The following is a 14426-nucleotide window of genomic DNA, read 5'->3' on the forward strand; positions in this document are numbered from 1 at the left end:
GGTCACCACTAAATTTACGGCTCTCGTTTTTGGTATTTATCACTACATCCGCGCTTAGACTAACGCCGCTAAGCTCTTTAAACCAAAACTCATCTTTTTGCACGCTAAAGCCAACAAGGGCAGGCGCAAAATATGGGAGATGTGCGAACGAGTAGTTAAATTTGGCTTTTATAGAGCAGCAGTAAGTTAAATTTACTGCATATTTATGCTTCCAGCTGGAGCTGGCATATCGCCTTTTTCATCGATAAATGGGGGGCCTTTTTGAAGTAGGGCTGTCACTTCAGAAGCAACCTTTGGATCCATTTTTGCCATTATGGTTGAGATCTTTTTGGCATCAAGGGCATAAAGTATGGTGGCTGCATTTGATCTTGGCATTTGTGAGAGCACTTCGGCTGCTGCACCATCTTTCATTTTGGCATAGGATTCATTGACTTTATCGGTAGTCATCGTGCGAAGCTCTTTTAAAATTTTCTCATTTTTAGCTACAACTTCGTCGATCTCTTTGCGTTTTTGCTCGATCACTTTCATCGTCGCATTTAGATCAGCCTCTTTTTTGGCGAGCTTTTTGTTGTTTTCTTCATAAGCCGCAGCCGAGCTTGCTCGAAAGACCTCTAGGGCTTGGCGCTGCTCGTCGATGACCTCAAGCTCCTTTGAAATTTCCTCTTTTCTAGCTTCAAAGATCTGAGTGCAATCAACCGGCACTTCAAAGCAAAATGCAAAATTTATGACCATAAAAAAGAGTAAAACAGCTCTCATCACGCCTCGCTTTTGGCTGCAAATTTCATAACCGCAAACTCATCAAGAGCAAGCGCTTCAGCCTTTTGTATGCGTTTTATCTCTTTTTTAAATTCTTCTTTTTCTAGATATTTCATCTTTTCATACTCTAAATTTGCATTTTTATATTTGTGCTCGTAGTGCAAGACCTCTTTTTTTGCTATCTCTAAGCTCTCTTTGCAGGCACTTAGTTCGGCTCTTGCTATATTTATGAGCTCTAAATTCTCTCTTAGCTCGCCTATGTTGCCACTTTTTGGCAGGCTAAATTCGTTGAGCTTGGCCCTTAAGAGTGCTATTTTTTCTTCAGCATTTCTTACATTTAGCCTAGCAACGACGAGCTTAGCCTCTACCTTATCCATCTCCTGCTTTTTGACGCGGACGACGGAGGTAAATTTACTTTTCATCTAATGATCGTATCGCTTCTTTCAGGGCTTGTTGAGATATAGCCAACCTTCACGCCAGTTAGCTCCTCGATACGCTCGATATATGCTCTTGCGTTTGCTGGCAAGTCTTCATATCTGCTGATGCCTTTTACGCTGTCCCAGCCTGCAAGCTCTTCATAAATAGGCGTTGCATTTTCAAGATCTGTTGGCACGTAGTCTATCGTCTCGCCGTTATATTGATACGCTTTGCAAATTTTTACCACTTCAAAGCCATCAAGCACGTCAAGTTTCATAAGCGCATAAGTATCGACGCCATCAAGCCTTGAAGCGTATTTTACGCTTACTGCGTCAAACCAGCCACAACGTCTGCGACGACCTGTTGTTGTGCCAAATTCTTTACCGATCTCGCACATCTTATCGCCGTTCGTGCCTTTGTCTTCAGTTGGGAAAGGTCCGTGTCCTACGCGAGTTGTATATGCCTTGATGACGCCTATTACCTTGCCTATCTCTTTTGGATTTAGTCCAAGGCCTGTGCAAGCGCCAGCGCTTATGGTATTTGAGCTAGTTACATAAGGATATGTGCCGTGATCTATGTCTAAAAGTGTGCCCTGAGCGCCTTCAAGTAGGACTTTTTTATCTTCATCAAGCGCTTTCCAAACTAAATTTGTAGTGTTTGCGATAAATGGAGCAAGCACCTCTTTATATCTTTTTAGCTCTTCAAGTAGCTCATTTTCTTCAGGTATCTTTACGCCAAGAGCGTCAAATACGGGTTTGTTTGTTTCAAAATCATGCATCAAAGCATCGCACAAACGCTCTGGCTCAAGTAGCTCGCCAACTCTGTGGCCGCTTCTGCTTATCTTGTCTGCGTATGTTGGTCCGATGCCTTTTCCAGTCGTTCCGATCGCTTTTTCACCTTTTAAGCGCTCTTTTGCTTGATCGACTTGGCTGTGGTAGCTTAAATTTAAGTGTGCTTTGTCGCTTATATAAAGTCTGCCCTCTAAGTTGTCAAATTGCGCCATCTCAGTGATGAGCACCTCTGGAGAGACAACGACGCCGTTGCCGATGATATTTACGATATTTTTGTGCAAAATTCCGCTTGGGACAAGGTGAAGTGCGTATCTTACGCCATCGACCCAGATCGTATGACCAGCATTGTGGCCACCTTGAGAGCGACAAATCATGTCATAGTTTAGTCCTAGCATATCAACTATCTTGCCTTTGCCCTCATCACCCCATTGAACACCAACTACTAAATCAGCCTTTCTCATTCTTACTTCCTTAAATTAATTTTTTCTTCTATCAATGCATCAGTATAAACAGCGAAACCGCTGCTTGAAATATCGTCTATTTCATAGTTTCCACCACTTGCTAAGATGGCGTTGTCTTTTAAAAATCTAAAAAATAAACTATCATAATATCTCATTTTTGAGTAATATAGCGGAACTATTCTTAAATTTTTATATTCTAGTGATTTGGCTACACTTTGTAAATTTTTTAGCGCCTCTTTTAGCTTATCAGGGACTAAATTTACTATCTCATCAAGCTCGCTAGTGTCCTTTAAAAGGGCTAGTTTGCTAAGCCATGGCACATTTTGGGCTAAGATCTTTTCTAGCCATGAGTTTTCAAAAATTTCTATCTCTAAGTTTAAAATTTCGCAAATTATCCTTGGGATTTGCATGTTGCTAAGCTGCAAACAAGCGCCGATCTCAAGCTCGCTAAAAAGCTTTGCTACTATGTTTATGCTCTTTAAAATGTCGTTTTCGCCGATAAGCTCAGCGCCTATTTGATAAATTTCTTGGCTTGGGTAGCGAAAGACTGGCTGGATGTAAAACCACCTCTTTGGCTCATTTGCTTTAAGTCTTCTAAGCACGATCCTAACGGTATCAACCGTGCTATCAGCCCTTAGGCTTATCTCGTGGTTTAGACTGTCGCTAAAGCGCAGAAGGTTTGTCGCATCTACGCTTAGATGTTGATGATACGAAAAAAACGGCGTTACGATCTCGCTAAAACCTTCATCTTCTAAAATTTCACTCGCTTTTTGCTCGATTTTTCTCTTTAGCTTTGCACTTTTTGCAAAGTAAAGTTTGCTTCCGTTTGGGATCTCGTGCTCATAAACATTTACATCACTCAACTCTTATCTCCTTACTAAAACCTAAATTTATATCGCACTCTTTGATGATGGACACGGCTAGATTATAGAGTTCGCCGCTGTCACTACTACTTGCTAGTTTGCTTAAATTTATAGAAATTTCTTGATTAAATTTGCCTATATTTTTTATCTCATCTTCTATCTTTTGCTTTAGGCTTTGTGTTAGTTTGTCGTCTTGATTTAAATTTGCTATCACTTCATTTGCAAGCTCTTTTAGCACGACTAAGCCTTTGAAAAGCTCGAAATTCTCGCTATTTTTATAGTCTTTTATGTGCAGATATGGTCTCTCAAATTTAAACGAAGCAGCATCTTTTGCCAAAAGCGCCAATGAGAAAATGTTACCTTGAAATTTATCAAAACCAAGACCAAGTAAAAACTCAAGCGTTCTTTTGTCATCGATATTTTTTATAGTCGCATTTAGTCCAAATTTATCAGCCACAAACCTTATCATATTTATGCTCTCAAGTGCCTCTTTTGAGTTAAAGATATGCTTGCAAAATTTATTATCTATATTAAAGCGGTTTGTCTTTAGCATGCCAAGAGCTTCGATCGAGCTTGAGTATGAGGCAAAGTCATCAAGCGAGAAGTGTATGCCAAGCTCTTTATACTTTCTAACATAAATTTCTAAAACTTCTAAATTTGTAGCTGTTGCAGCGTCGATAACGTCGATGATAAGTCCAGTTGGATCAAGGCTTTTATCCTCATCAAAGATCGCTTTAAATTTATGCCAAAACTCCTGCGTAAAGAGCTTTTTAACGCTTAAATTTACGCGAACCTTTGCGTTTATGCCATTTTCTAGCCACATTTTTCTAGCTAAAAGCGCCTCTTTTATCGTAAATAAAGCAATATTGCTCGATGCGCTACTTGTCCTTATAAGTGGTAAAAAGTCGCTTGGGTAGATGATCTCGCCATCTTTTCTCCATCTAATAAGCGCTTCAAAACTTAAAGTCTCGCCCGTGCTAAAGCTGATCTCTGGCTGAAATTCTAAAAACATCTCGCCAGCATCAAGCGCTTTTAAAATTTTTGAGCCATCTTCGTATTGGCTCTTAAAATAGACATCTTTTTTCGCATCAAATGTATAGCTTCTGTTTTTGCCGCTTATCTTAGCTTGATACATCGCCCAGTCGGCTCTTTGTAGCACATCATCAGCCCCAAGCTCACTATCAGCCAAGGCTATGCCTACGCTAGCGCTTGCTTTTAGTTTTAGCTCGTCTATCTTTACTTCATCTGAAGCTAGCCTTAGCATATTTTGCGCTATCTCATAGACTTCACCTAAATTTTCGTAGTTTATAACGCCTACAAACTCATCTCCGCCTATCCTTGCAAAGATATTTTTGCCATTAAACATAGCGCCTATTTTTTCAGAGATAGCTACTAAAAATTTATCGCCTATTTGGTGACCAAAGTTGTCGTTTATACCCTTAAAATCATCTATATCAAGGTAGATAACAGCTATTTTTTGTTCATTTTTTTGTATGAGAGAATTTAGCTTGTTGTAGAGTAAAAATCTATTTGGTAGCTTTGTGAGCGGATCGTGATATGCGATAAATTCTAGATATTTCTCATTTTGAGCTTCGTTATTTGCAAGCATTGCGAGCATGATGTAACCAGTTCTTTTCTCGCTCGCATCGATGAGTGGTAAAATTTCTATGACTTCAAGCTTGCTCTTATTTTTATTATTTTCACTCCAAACCTTGCCACTCCATGAGCCACCGCTGTTTATAGTATCTATGATCTGGTGTTTTATATCGCTTAAGCCTTGCTTTATAAAGGTGATATCTTTTAGATATACACTATCTTTTGAGCCAGCACTTTCAAAAAATGTATCATTTGCATCAATGACCTTTAGCTCCTCATCAAGCAAGATGACCTCTTCTTTGCTAAATGAGAAAATTTTTGCAAGTAGGTCTTGACAGACAAAGAAGCTATCTTCTAGGCTAAGGTCTTTTAGTGTGCCTTTTATCAAGCTTACTTCGCCAAATTCATCGTATTCAAGTGCTTTTGCTCTTAGCCTAAAGTGTAGAATTTCTTTATCTATGCTATAAAGTTTGATATCTTTAATGTAAGTTTGAGCGTCTCTTATACTCTCAAAAAAGCTATAAAAACTATCAAACTCATCGACAAAGACCGACTTTGCCTGCTCGAAATTTAGAGTGCTTTGCGTGCCAAGAATTTTACTTAGCTCGTCTGAGATGTTGAGCATGTCGCTTCTTTTATCCCAAGTAAAGACATTTGCTTCACTCGCCCAAAGCAGCGCCTTGCTCTCTTTGCTTTGTTTTTCAAATCTCTCTTGAAGCTTTAGCATATCGCTAAGATCGGTAAATGAGTAGATGATCTTTTGCTCGTCTGCATCGATAAATTTAGCCTTTATCTTAAATGGAATTTTCTTGCCATAAGCGTTTGTCATATTTGCTATGAAATTTAGCTCTTCATTTTTAAAGCTTGCTTGCAAAAAGGCTTTTTTGCTTGCTAACACGGCAGCTTTAAAGCTATCAAAGTCCTCGCTTGCGATGATATCTTCTAAATTTATGAGACTTTGGCTTTGGACATTAAAAATTCTCTCGACATTGTTTGTGCTTTGTATGATCAAAAATGGCTCATTAGCTGAAGCGATAGCGATAACATTTGGCGATAAAATGACGTAGCTTTTGATGATATCGTCATTTTTTTGCGTCATCTTTTCTTGAGTGATATCCTTTATAAGTATGAAATTTAGCCTTGTGTTTTCTAGCTCAAAGCTACTTTGGGTTACTAAAACATCGATTATTTCACCATTTTTACGCCTTAGCTTAGCCTCGTATGATAGATTATTGTTGATAGCATTTTTTCTATCTTCTGCTAAATTCTTAGACTCATCTTCAAGAAGTTCTTTTATATTTAGATCCGCTACGTCATCTTTTTTGTAGCCTAGTTTTTCTAAAAGAGCGTTGCTAATGTCCGTGATGACGCCAGTATAAGCGTCAAAGACCACGATCTTTAAAAAGCTCTTTTCAAAGACATAGCCAAATCTACTCTCGTAGCTTTGTGCCGTCTCGTAAGCTTTATCTCTATCTTCGTATAGTTTTTTGATGCTGTTATTTAGTAAGATAAATTCTTTTACGTCAAAGTCCTCATCAGTTGGCTTGCTTTTATCTGTCGCAAAAAGAGTGATCCTGGTAAATGCAGAGAGAATTTTGTCTTTCATATATGAGTTGTCGCGTAGCCAAAGTATGCTAAATGCTACAAAGCAGAAGAACGAAAGCACGACTAGAACTAGCTGGATAAAGATCTGAAGCTGCCTGCTAGAGCCTGTTATGACAAATAGTTTTTGCTCCTCTAGGTAGCTGATTTTGTAAAAATTCATATCCTTTAGCATAAAAATGATCTTGTCACTTTTAAACTCGCCACCTTGTGAGATGTATTTATTAAAGTCCTCTTTTATAAATTTTTTATAAAACTCATCTCTTGAGAGGTTGCCGTCTTTATCAACCAAAAAGACGTATGCGCCAAAATTTTTGTTATAACTTGTATCAACTCTGTTTTTTAAAAAATTTTGACTTAGTTGAACAAGAATTTTATTGCCATTTTTTAGCCCATAAGCTATGTAGATATCTTTAAATCGTCTATTTTTATAAAATCTATCAGAAAGCCTAAACTCGCCCTCTTTGATATCTGAAAACCATGCGATATCGTAGTCGTGTAGGTCAAAAGCGCTGTCAAATTTACGCTCGTAAAGCAAAGAGTTATCTTTTGCTATCACGTAAAAAGCGGCGTAGAATTTACTTATAATAGTATTTTCATAAAACGGCTCTATGCCGTTTGCAATGAGTCTTGCCTTTGTGGAGATGTTATCTTTTACATCTGAAAATGCGTTGGTGATATTGTTTTTAGTGATTAAATTTAGCGTTGAAATTTCATATTTTATGTCGTTTATGCCAGCAAATATGACAAAGAGTGCAAGAAAGATGAAGGCAAAAAGAAGTAGTGCTATCTTTACATAGAACCTCTTAAAAATCTGCAAAATCGACTTAACACTATTTTTTTGCATTAAATTTAAGCCTCGCTTTTTAAAACTAGCCATGATTTTAACGCAAATTTACTTTTTTTAGCTTATAAAATGCCTTTTTGTTTAAATTTAAATAGACACAGGGCGTTTTGCCCCGTGAGTTAGTAGATCCAAGTAACTACTTCAGATCTTTGTCTGCGGTATTTTTCAGGCTGTGGGTTTAGGCGGTAGCCAAATGGCACTACGATAGCCACTCTTTTCTCGCTCTCATCAAGACCTAAAATTTCATTTAAAGCGTGTCTATCAAAGCCTTCGATCGGGCAGCTGTCGATCCCAAGGCTTGCAGCTGCGTTCATCATATTTGTCGCAGCTATCATGCACTGCTCGTGTGACCACTGAAAGGTTAGCTCATCGTCATTTTTGAAATTTGATAGCAAAAAGTCGTGATAAAATTTCTGCCTTGCAGCGATAGCTTCAGGGTCTTTATCAGCCCTTCTAGCGATCATTTTATCAACGTAGTTGCTGCCAAATTTTATCTCTTTGATCTTTGCTAAAATGACAACCAAATGCGAGCAAGAGGTGATTTGCACTTGGTTCCACGAAACAGCTTTTATCTTCTCTCTAAGCTCTTTGTTTTGCACGACCAAAAAGTCCCACTGCTCAAGCCCAGTTGAGCTTGGGCTTAGCCTGCCAGCCTCCAAGATAAAGTCAAATTCGCCAGCTCCGATCTTTTTGCTCTCGTCAAAAATTTTGCAAGCGTGACGAAATTTTAAAATTTCAAGATAGTTCATCATATCTCCTTTGTTAAATTTCTTGACATTATAAAGCGACTAGGTAAATTAAAAGAAATTTAGCCAGACTTTAGCTGGCCTTGAAATAGGCTAAATTTAGCCTAGAGTTAGTTTAAAAATATATCAAACTCGCCTTTTTGTATCGCCTCTGCGATGATGGCTGAGCGCTCATAGCCAGCCTCTCTTAGGCGCTTTAGAGCTAGGCTCGCATCGTTCTCACTAACAGCTAGCAAAAGACCGCCAGAAGTTTGCGCGTCATATAGCAAGATATCAGCCTCTTTGCTCACAAAGTGCTTTGCAAATTCGCGGTTTTTGTAGCTTCCCTCTGGGATGATGCCCATATCGGCAAACTCTTTCGCACTTGCGATCACTGGCACATCTTTTTCAAAGACGTTAAAGCTGATCTTGTCGTTTAACATCTCGCTTAAATGCCCTAAAAATCCAAATCCAGTCACATCGGTAGCGGCATAAACCTTGATGCCACTTAGTGCTTTTAGAGCATAGAAATTTAGCTGAGCCATGATGCCTGCGACCTCATTTATCTGCTCCATGCTTAGTAGATCGGCCTTGATCGCTGTGCTTAAGATGCCGCTGCCAAGAGGCTTTGTAAGGATCAAAACGTTACCAACTTCTGCTGTGTTGTTCGCCCAGAAATTTTGTGGGCTCACCTTGCCAGTCGCGCTTAGCCCATAATACATCTGCTGCGTCTCTATCGTATGTCCGCCAACGATGACGCCGCCACACTCTCTTACTTTATCGGCTCCACCTTGTAAAATTTCGCCTAAAATTTCAGGTGCAAGGTTGCAGCTATCAAAGCCCACGATATTTAGGGCGTTTATCACCTCGCCACCCATTGCAAAGACGTCACTTAGGCTATTTGCAGCAGCGATCTGACCGTAGATAAATGGGTCATTGACTACTGGCGTGATAAAGTCAAGCGTCTGAACGAGTGCAAGATCGTCTGAAAGCTTAAAAACGCTCGCATCTTCGTTTGAGCCGATGCTTGAGAGCAGGTTTGGATGAGATAAATTTAAACTACTAATCGTTTTGTGAAGACCCGACGGGTCAAGCTTAGCAGCTCAACCAGCGGCTTTAACGAACTGCGTAAGCTTTTTGTCGTGATAGATCATAGTTTGATTTGCTCGTGAGTTGAGAGTATGTCGATGATCTCATAAGCGTTTGAAATTTCGCCAACTGCAAGATCGCTCACTAGTTTATAAGCCTCCAAGCAGCTTCCGCAGCTTAAAATTTGAACGCCAGCAGCTTCAAGATCTTTAAGCGGCTTAAAGCTTGGATGTGCGCGGTTTGTTGTCATCTTAACAGCGTTATTTACGCATATGATTATCTTTGGTTTTTTCTCTACTTGAAGAAGCGCGCCTAGGAATTTTGATAGCAAATTTATGCCAACTTCTCCGCTACCTGCGCGCTCTTCGTTTAGATAGAGCACTTTTTCATTTTTTGGTGTTATATCGCAGACAAATTCGTCAAAATTTGTAAGCTCAAGTGCGCTTTTGCCCTTGATGGCTAAAATTTTAGTCTCATTGCCGTTGCTTTCTAGGCTAAATTCTATATTTTGATTTTTTAAAAATCTTGAGATATTTTCTTTTGGAGCTAGGGCATTTACGATGATCTCTAGGCTTTCGCCCTCGTTTAGGCCCTCAAGCGCGTTTTTAGTCATGATGACTGGTTTTGGGCACTCTAAATTTCTGCAATCAATTGTTCTTGTCATTGTTTTTCCTTTGTGATTAGTATTTCAAACCTTGAAACTGATTTTGGATTATAGCTAAAAAATATTAATTTTTTAAAAGGATTTGTGCTGTGAAATTTGCTATAAAAGAGAGTTTGACCCTGCGTAAGTCGCAAGGTCAAGGTTGATTATTTTAAATTTGTGTAAGATTTCTCGTAGTCAGATACTGGGATCTTGTTTTCTTTAACAAGCTCTTGATACCAGTAGTGGTGAAGTACATAAACCTCTTCTTCTTCTTTGTATCCAGTGACCATTGACCAGATAGCGCCATGTATAGCGATCGCAGCCATATAGATATGAACTAGGAAAAATACCGCACAGACGATGCCAAGGCAGTTGTGGATAACTACGCTATATCTTAAAAGATCGATTTGAGAGATACCAAACCAACTAGCAACCGCTGGCTCTTTAATATCCATGAAATACATGATCGCACCAGTGATGATCATCACGATACCACCAGGGATAGCGATCCAGTACCATGCCTTTTGACCAGCGTTAAATTTACCAGCAGGAACTGGTTTTTTCTTCTTTGATAGATAACCACCAACTATCATCATCCATCTGATGTCATAAACAGCTGGAAGCATTCTGATAGTCCAAGCAAATAACATAGGAAGCACAGAAATAGCAAATATAATAGTCGCTATATCGTGCAAGTATCTACAGAAACGCACAAATGTGCCACCACCAAGCTCTGCACCCCACATGATGATGATGCCAGTTGGCACTAAGATGATCCAAGAGATCGCAGCTAAGCCGTGAGCTATACGTTCGATCAGTGAAAACGCAAATACTTTTTTGCCATCGTGACTAAAGTGTTTTGGTCCGATGATCAAGAAGTGTAGCACGAACGCGCCGATAACAGCTAAAATGATAGAAAGTGCAGCTATCGCGAAGTAGTCGTTGCCTTGTATAAAAGTAAATATCGGGCCCCAGCCATGCTCATAAGGCTTGATATTTTCTATCCTCTGTGCTGCCCAAATGGTGCTGTCAAATTGATTGACGCCAGTTGGTCCTTCAATGGCCATTGCCGCAACGGACAATGTAAAAAGTAGAGTAAGAATTCTCGTCATTTTATTCCTTTATTTGCTAAAGCTTAAATGATTTAAGCTTTGGTTAAATATGCTAAAATCACACAGCTATGCCGTTTTGCGGCTATTATATCAGAGCTAATCACAAGCAAACCTTAGCAAAAAAGATTACTAAAAATTTTATAAAAAACATTTAAGTTTTGTTAATTTTTATCGTTTTTTATCTGAAAATTTAGCTAAAATAAAGCCAAATTTTAGCCGAAAAAGGACCGCACTATGCATCTTTTTTGCCTTATATTTGATGAGTACGAGACGCTTGATCTCATGGGTCCGTTGGAGTTTTTGGCAAGGGTGCCTGAAGTGAAGATAAGCTACGTTTCGTTTGATGGCGGGATGAAAAGAAGCAAACAAGGCTTTAAAATAAAAACAAAAAAGCTTAGCAAGACGCCAAAAGAGAGTGTTTTGCTACTCCCTGGAGGTCAGGGCACGAGGATACTTGTAGATGATAGTGAGTTTATCTCAAGACTTAAAGAGTGCGTTTTGGCTTCACAATTTTGCCTAAGCGTATGCACTGGCTCAGTGCTCATCGCTCGCACTGGAGAGCTTGACGGCTTAAAGGCTACTTCAAATAAAAGGTCGCTCGAGTGGGTAAAAAGTTGCGGCGAGGCGGTAAAATGGCAAGAGCGTGCCAGATGGGTGAGGGCAGATAAATTTTACACAGCTTCAGGCGTGGCTGCTGGTATGGATATGGCGCTTGGCTTTATCAGTGATCATTTTGGCAAGGAGCTAGCCCAAAAGATCGCAAACGAGACCGAATACAACTGGCAAAAAAGCTCAAAGATAGATAAATTTGCCAAAATTTATGGGTATTAAATTTAAGGTGGCTTGTGACCTTTTGATAAAGTCAGAAATTTGCTAAATTTAATAAGGATAGTAAGTCAAAATATCTTTAGCAAAAAGTGTCAAGATAAAATTTGTAGATAATAAATTTAAATCATTTTGGAGCCTAGCTATAAATTTGCCAAATTTAATTAAGTTTAATTTTTGAAAACGAAAATAGCTTCAAGATAAATTTTTAAATTTAAGCAGTTTAAAGCCATTTTGGCAAAATTTACAAGCCAGATAAATTTGACCTAAATTTAAAAAGCCAAATTTACCTTCAAAAACTCAGCCTAGTTTCTGCGCCTATACTCTTCGTATCCAAATTCACGGATCATCTTTATCTCGCCATTTTCTTTTAAAAGAAGAAGATCAGGCAGTTTTATGCCGTTAAATGTCGTATTTTTCACGATGGTGTAGTGAATTTGATCTTCAAATATGACGCGGTCGCCGATTTTTAGCTCACTATCAAATTTATACTCCGCATCGCCCGCTTCAAGCCCCACTATATCGCCAGCTAGGCAGGTATTGCCGCCAAATCTATAAGCAAAATTACCATTTTTGCTCTCGCCTCTAACGGCTGGGCGGTAAGGCATGAGCACAGTATCTGGCATGTGCGCCTCAGCTGAGGTGTCAAGGATGGCGATATCTTTTTCGTTGTGCACGATGTCAAGCACGCTGCTTATCAAAAAGCCAGTCTGCCAGCCCACCGCTTCGCCTGGCTCCAGATAGACCTCCACGCCGTATTTCTCGCGAAAGCGCCTAATGATCCTTATAAGCAGCTCCACGTCGTAGTCGGCTCTCGTGATGTGGTGACCGCCGCCCATATTTATCCACTTCATCTTTGGTATAAACTCGCCAAATTTCTCCTCAAACGCCTCCAGCACGACCTGCAAGCTGCTAGTGCTCTCCTCACAAAGCGCGTGAAAATGAAGCCCAGTGATGCCATCAAGAAGCTCTGGCTTAAAATTTGCTCTCGTGATGCCAAGCCTGCTAAATTTACCGCATGGGTTGTAGCTATCAGTTGGCGCAAGTGAGACCTCTGGATTGACCCTTAGGCCGCAGATGATGTCGTTTTGTAGGGCAATGCCTTTAAATTTTTGCCACTGCGCAAAAGAGTTAAATGTGATGTGTTTTGAAATTTTTAAAATTTCATCAAAATCCTCATCTTTAAAGGCTGGGCTATACGTGTGGATCTCGCCTTTTACGTACTCGCTCGCAAATTTAGCCTCGTGAAGCCCACTGCAAGTCGCTCCATCAAGATATGAGCCTACCATATCCATCACGCCGCTAAATGCAAAGCCTTTAAGAGCCACTAAAATTTTAGCTCCGCTTTGCTCTTTTACATACTTTAAGAGCTCTAAATTTTTACGTACTTTTGCCTCTTCGCAGACGTAGGCTGGGGTTTTTATGCTTTTTAAAATTTCGTTCATTTGCTTTCTCTTTTGTAAATTTTCAAATAAGTATATCTAAATTTATTTTTAAGTAAAATCAGCAAAAATTTCAAAGGATAAAATGTGGTAGAGATCGAATTTCTTGGGCCTATCGGGCTTGAGAGTATAAAAGTAGAAGCAAAAAATTTAGGCGAGGTAAAAGCGGCTTTAAGCGAGAAAGAGGAGCTTAAAAAGTGGCTAAATATCTGCGCTGTGGCTGTAAATGACGAGATCGTGAGCGATATAAATTTCGCTCTTAAATCAGGCGATAAAATTTCTATCTTGCCACCAGTTTGTGGAGGCTAAAATGCAAATTTATAATGGAAGCTTGGACGTTCAAAGCATCACAAACGAGTGGTATGATAGGTTTAAGGATAAAAACTGCGGCGCGCTCATCACTTTTGTAGGCATAGTAAGAGAAGAGGGCGGAATTTCGGCGCTTAGCTTTGATATCTATGAGCCGATCCTTAAAAAATGGCTAGATGCTTGGCAGGAGCGAGCCAAAAAAGAAAATGCCTACGTGCTCTTTGCTCACTCAAAAGGCGATGTGCCCGTGCATACAAGCTCTTATGTAGCAGGTGTAGTAAGCCCTCAAAGAAAGGTCGCGCTAAGGCTTATAAACGAGTTTGTCGAGGACTTTAAGGCAAATGCGCCGATCTGGAAATATGACGTGATAAATGGCGAGAGAATTTACGCCAAAGAGCGCAGCCAAGCAATAAATGGCGCCGGACTTTTGGCATAAAAGGGCAAAAATGATAACCAAAGAGAGTAAAAAAGATGTTTTTTGGGCGCTAGCCTTTGGGCTTGGGCTCTTTGTCTTTAGTATCGTTGGCTACCTTTATATTGATCTTGGCACACCCTCTCTTTTTGGCATCATCGTTGGCGCCGTTTCGACCTTTTTTTGCGTTAGGAAGATCTTGCAAAATAACTTTTTTGAGATAGATGATGATGGATTTGTCATCACAAAAGGCTCAAAAAATATCAAATTTTTATTCAAAGATATCGACGAGATCGCCATTAAAAGTTTTGGCGATAAGAAAAAAGTCGATGCGCTAAGTGTTAAATTTAGAAAAAATCGCCTAGATAGAGATGCGTGTTTTGGCTTAGTTCAGGCACTTGGCGATGATATGATCGTCATTTTTGACAGATATGAGCTTTCTCAATTTACACTTTCAAAAGAGCTTCGAGATAGGCTCGCTAAATTTAAAGATAGGGCTTAGTTAGATAAAAATTTTTAATTATTTTTTACCC

The 14426-nt window shown here is 39.5% G+C and carries 14 protein-coding genes; 4 read left to right on the forward strand and 10 right to left on the reverse strand.

What is annotated here, in order from left to right; all coding sequences use genetic code 11:
- Positions 1-192 precede the first annotated feature (192 nt).
- The 9 genes from CYP26_RS07850 to CYP26_RS07890 all read right to left on the reverse strand — a co-directional run bounded on the left by CYP26_RS07850 (position 193) and on the right by CYP26_RS07890 (position 10905).
- Positions 193-756, reverse strand: a complete 564-nt coding sequence (locus CYP26_RS07850) for a MotE family protein (protein WP_002941458.1) — start codon at positions 754-756, stop codon at positions 193-195.
- A complete protein-coding gene (locus tag CYP26_RS07855; RefSeq protein ID WP_021086090.1) occupies positions 756-1178 on the reverse strand; it encodes a flagellar export protein FliJ in 423 nt (140 codons plus the stop codon). The genes CYP26_RS07850 and CYP26_RS07855 overlap by 1 nt, the downstream gene beginning before the upstream one ends.
- The gene (locus tag CYP26_RS07860; protein ID WP_103631003.1) at positions 1175-2425 is read right to left on the reverse strand and encodes an adenylosuccinate synthase; all 1251 of its coding nucleotides are present in this window, start codon (positions 2423-2425) and stop codon (positions 1175-1177) included. The genes CYP26_RS07855 and CYP26_RS07860 overlap by 4 nt, the downstream gene beginning before the upstream one ends.
- A 2-nt stretch (positions 2426-2427) precedes the next feature.
- Positions 2428-3288 carry an ATP phosphoribosyltransferase regulatory subunit gene (locus tag CYP26_RS07865; RefSeq protein ID WP_103631004.1) on the reverse strand — a complete coding sequence of 287 codons (861 nt, stop codon included), beginning with the start codon at positions 3286-3288 and terminating at the stop codon, positions 2428-2430.
- The gene (locus CYP26_RS07870) at positions 3281-7333 is read right to left on the reverse strand and encodes a diguanylate cyclase domain-containing protein (protein ID WP_258031455.1); all 4053 of its coding nucleotides are present in this window, start codon (positions 7331-7333) and stop codon (positions 3281-3283) included. The genes CYP26_RS07865 and CYP26_RS07870 overlap by 8 nt, the downstream gene beginning before the upstream one ends.
- Before the next feature lie 119 nt (positions 7334-7452).
- Positions 7453-8082, reverse strand: a complete 630-nt coding sequence (locus CYP26_RS07875) for an NAD(P)H-dependent oxidoreductase (RefSeq protein ID WP_103631006.1) — start codon at positions 8080-8082, stop codon at positions 7453-7455.
- A gap of 107 nt (positions 8083-8189) precedes the next feature.
- On the reverse strand, positions 8190-9212 hold the full coding sequence (gene selD, locus CYP26_RS07880) for a selenide, water dikinase SelD (RefSeq protein WP_180999498.1): 1023 nt from the start codon (positions 9210-9212) through the stop codon (positions 8190-8192).
- Positions 9209-9811, reverse strand: a complete 603-nt coding sequence (gene yedF / locus CYP26_RS07885) for a sulfurtransferase-like selenium metabolism protein YedF (RefSeq protein ID WP_103570650.1) — start codon at positions 9809-9811, stop codon at positions 9209-9211. Before yedF ends, selD begins: the two co-directional genes overlap by 4 nt.
- A 146-nt stretch (positions 9812-9957) precedes the next feature.
- Positions 9958-10905: a formate dehydrogenase subunit gamma gene (locus CYP26_RS07890; protein WP_021092159.1), complete on the reverse strand. Its 948-nt coding sequence runs from the start codon at positions 10903-10905 to the stop codon at positions 9958-9960.
- Positions 10906-11139: 234 nt separating this feature from the next.
- On the opposite strand from CYP26_RS07890, the gene CYP26_RS07895 reads away from it, so the two are divergent.
- The gene (locus CYP26_RS07895; protein ID WP_103608527.1) at positions 11140-11736 is read left to right on the forward strand and encodes a DJ-1/PfpI family protein; all 597 of its coding nucleotides are present in this window, start codon (positions 11140-11142) and stop codon (positions 11734-11736) included.
- A 299-nt stretch (positions 11737-12035) separates the two neighbouring features.
- Here the strand turns inward: CYP26_RS07895 and nspC are convergent, their stop codons facing one another.
- Positions 12036-13175 (reverse strand): carboxynorspermidine decarboxylase, encoded by a 1140-nt coding sequence (nspC, locus tag CYP26_RS07900; protein ID WP_103608528.1) that lies wholly within the window; start codon positions 13173-13175, stop codon positions 12036-12038.
- Positions 13176-13259: 84 nt separating this feature from the next.
- Here nspC and CYP26_RS07905 point away from each other — a divergent pair, with 84 nt between their 5' ends.
- From CYP26_RS07905 to CYP26_RS07915, 3 genes are read left to right on the forward strand one after another with little or no spacing between them, the layout of a single operon-like run.
- Positions 13260-13481: a MoaD/ThiS family protein gene (locus tag CYP26_RS07905; RefSeq protein ID WP_002941462.1), complete on the forward strand. Its 222-nt coding sequence runs from the start codon at positions 13260-13262 to the stop codon at positions 13479-13481.
- Position 13482: 1 nt separating this feature from the next.
- Entirely contained in the window at positions 13483-13917 is a 435-nt protein-coding gene (locus tag CYP26_RS07910) for a molybdopterin synthase catalytic subunit (protein ID WP_103599562.1), read from the forward strand.
- 10 nt (positions 13918-13927) lie between these two features.
- Positions 13928-14395 (forward strand): molybdate transport repressor, encoded by a 468-nt coding sequence (locus CYP26_RS07915; protein ID WP_103631007.1) that lies wholly within the window; start codon positions 13928-13930, stop codon positions 14393-14395.
- Positions 14396-14426 lie beyond the last annotated feature (31 nt).

Source organism: Campylobacter concisus, from assembly GCF_002913225.1.
Classification (GTDB): domain Bacteria; phylum Campylobacterota; class Campylobacteria; order Campylobacterales; family Campylobacteraceae; genus Campylobacter_A; species Campylobacter_A concisus_J.

What these genes read in the sequence shown, in the direction of transcription:
- CYP26_RS07850 (WP_002941458.1), bottom strand. Translation starts at nt 756, where the DNA reads ATGAGAGCTGTTTTACTCTTTTTTATGGTCATAAATTTTGCATTTTGC.
- CYP26_RS07855 (WP_021086090.1), bottom strand. Translation starts at nt 1,178, where the DNA reads ATGAAAAGTAAATTTACCTCCGTCGTCCGCGTCAAAAAGCAGGAGATG.
- CYP26_RS07860 (WP_103631003.1), bottom strand. Translation starts at nt 2,425, where the DNA reads ATGAGAAAGGCTGATTTAGTAGTTGGTGTTCAATGGGGTGATGAGGGC.
- CYP26_RS07870 (WP_258031455.1), bottom strand. Translation starts at nt 7,333, where the DNA reads ATGCAAAAAAATAGTGTTAAGTCGATTTTGCAGATTTTTAAGAGGTTC.
- CYP26_RS07875 (WP_103631006.1), bottom strand. Translation starts at nt 8,082, where the DNA reads ATGAACTATCTTGAAATTTTAAAATTTCGTCACGCTTGCAAAATTTTT.
- yedF (WP_103570650.1), bottom strand. Translation starts at nt 9,811, where the DNA reads ATGACAAGAACAATTGATTGCAGAAATTTAGAGTGCCCAAAACCAGTC.
- CYP26_RS07890 (WP_021092159.1), bottom strand. Translation starts at nt 10,905, where the DNA reads ATGACGAGAATTCTTACTCTACTTTTTACATTGTCCGTTGCGGCAATG.
- CYP26_RS07895 (WP_103608527.1), top strand. Translation starts at nt 11,140, where the DNA reads ATGCATCTTTTTTGCCTTATATTTGATGAGTACGAGACGCTTGATCTC.
- nspC (WP_103608528.1), bottom strand. Translation starts at nt 13,175, where the DNA reads ATGAACGAAATTTTAAAAAGCATAAAAACCCCAGCCTACGTCTGCGAA.
- CYP26_RS07910 (WP_103599562.1), top strand. Translation starts at nt 13,483, where the DNA reads ATGCAAATTTATAATGGAAGCTTGGACGTTCAAAGCATCACAAACGAG.
- CYP26_RS07915 (WP_103631007.1), top strand. Translation starts at nt 13,928, where the DNA reads ATGATAACCAAAGAGAGTAAAAAAGATGTTTTTTGGGCGCTAGCCTTT.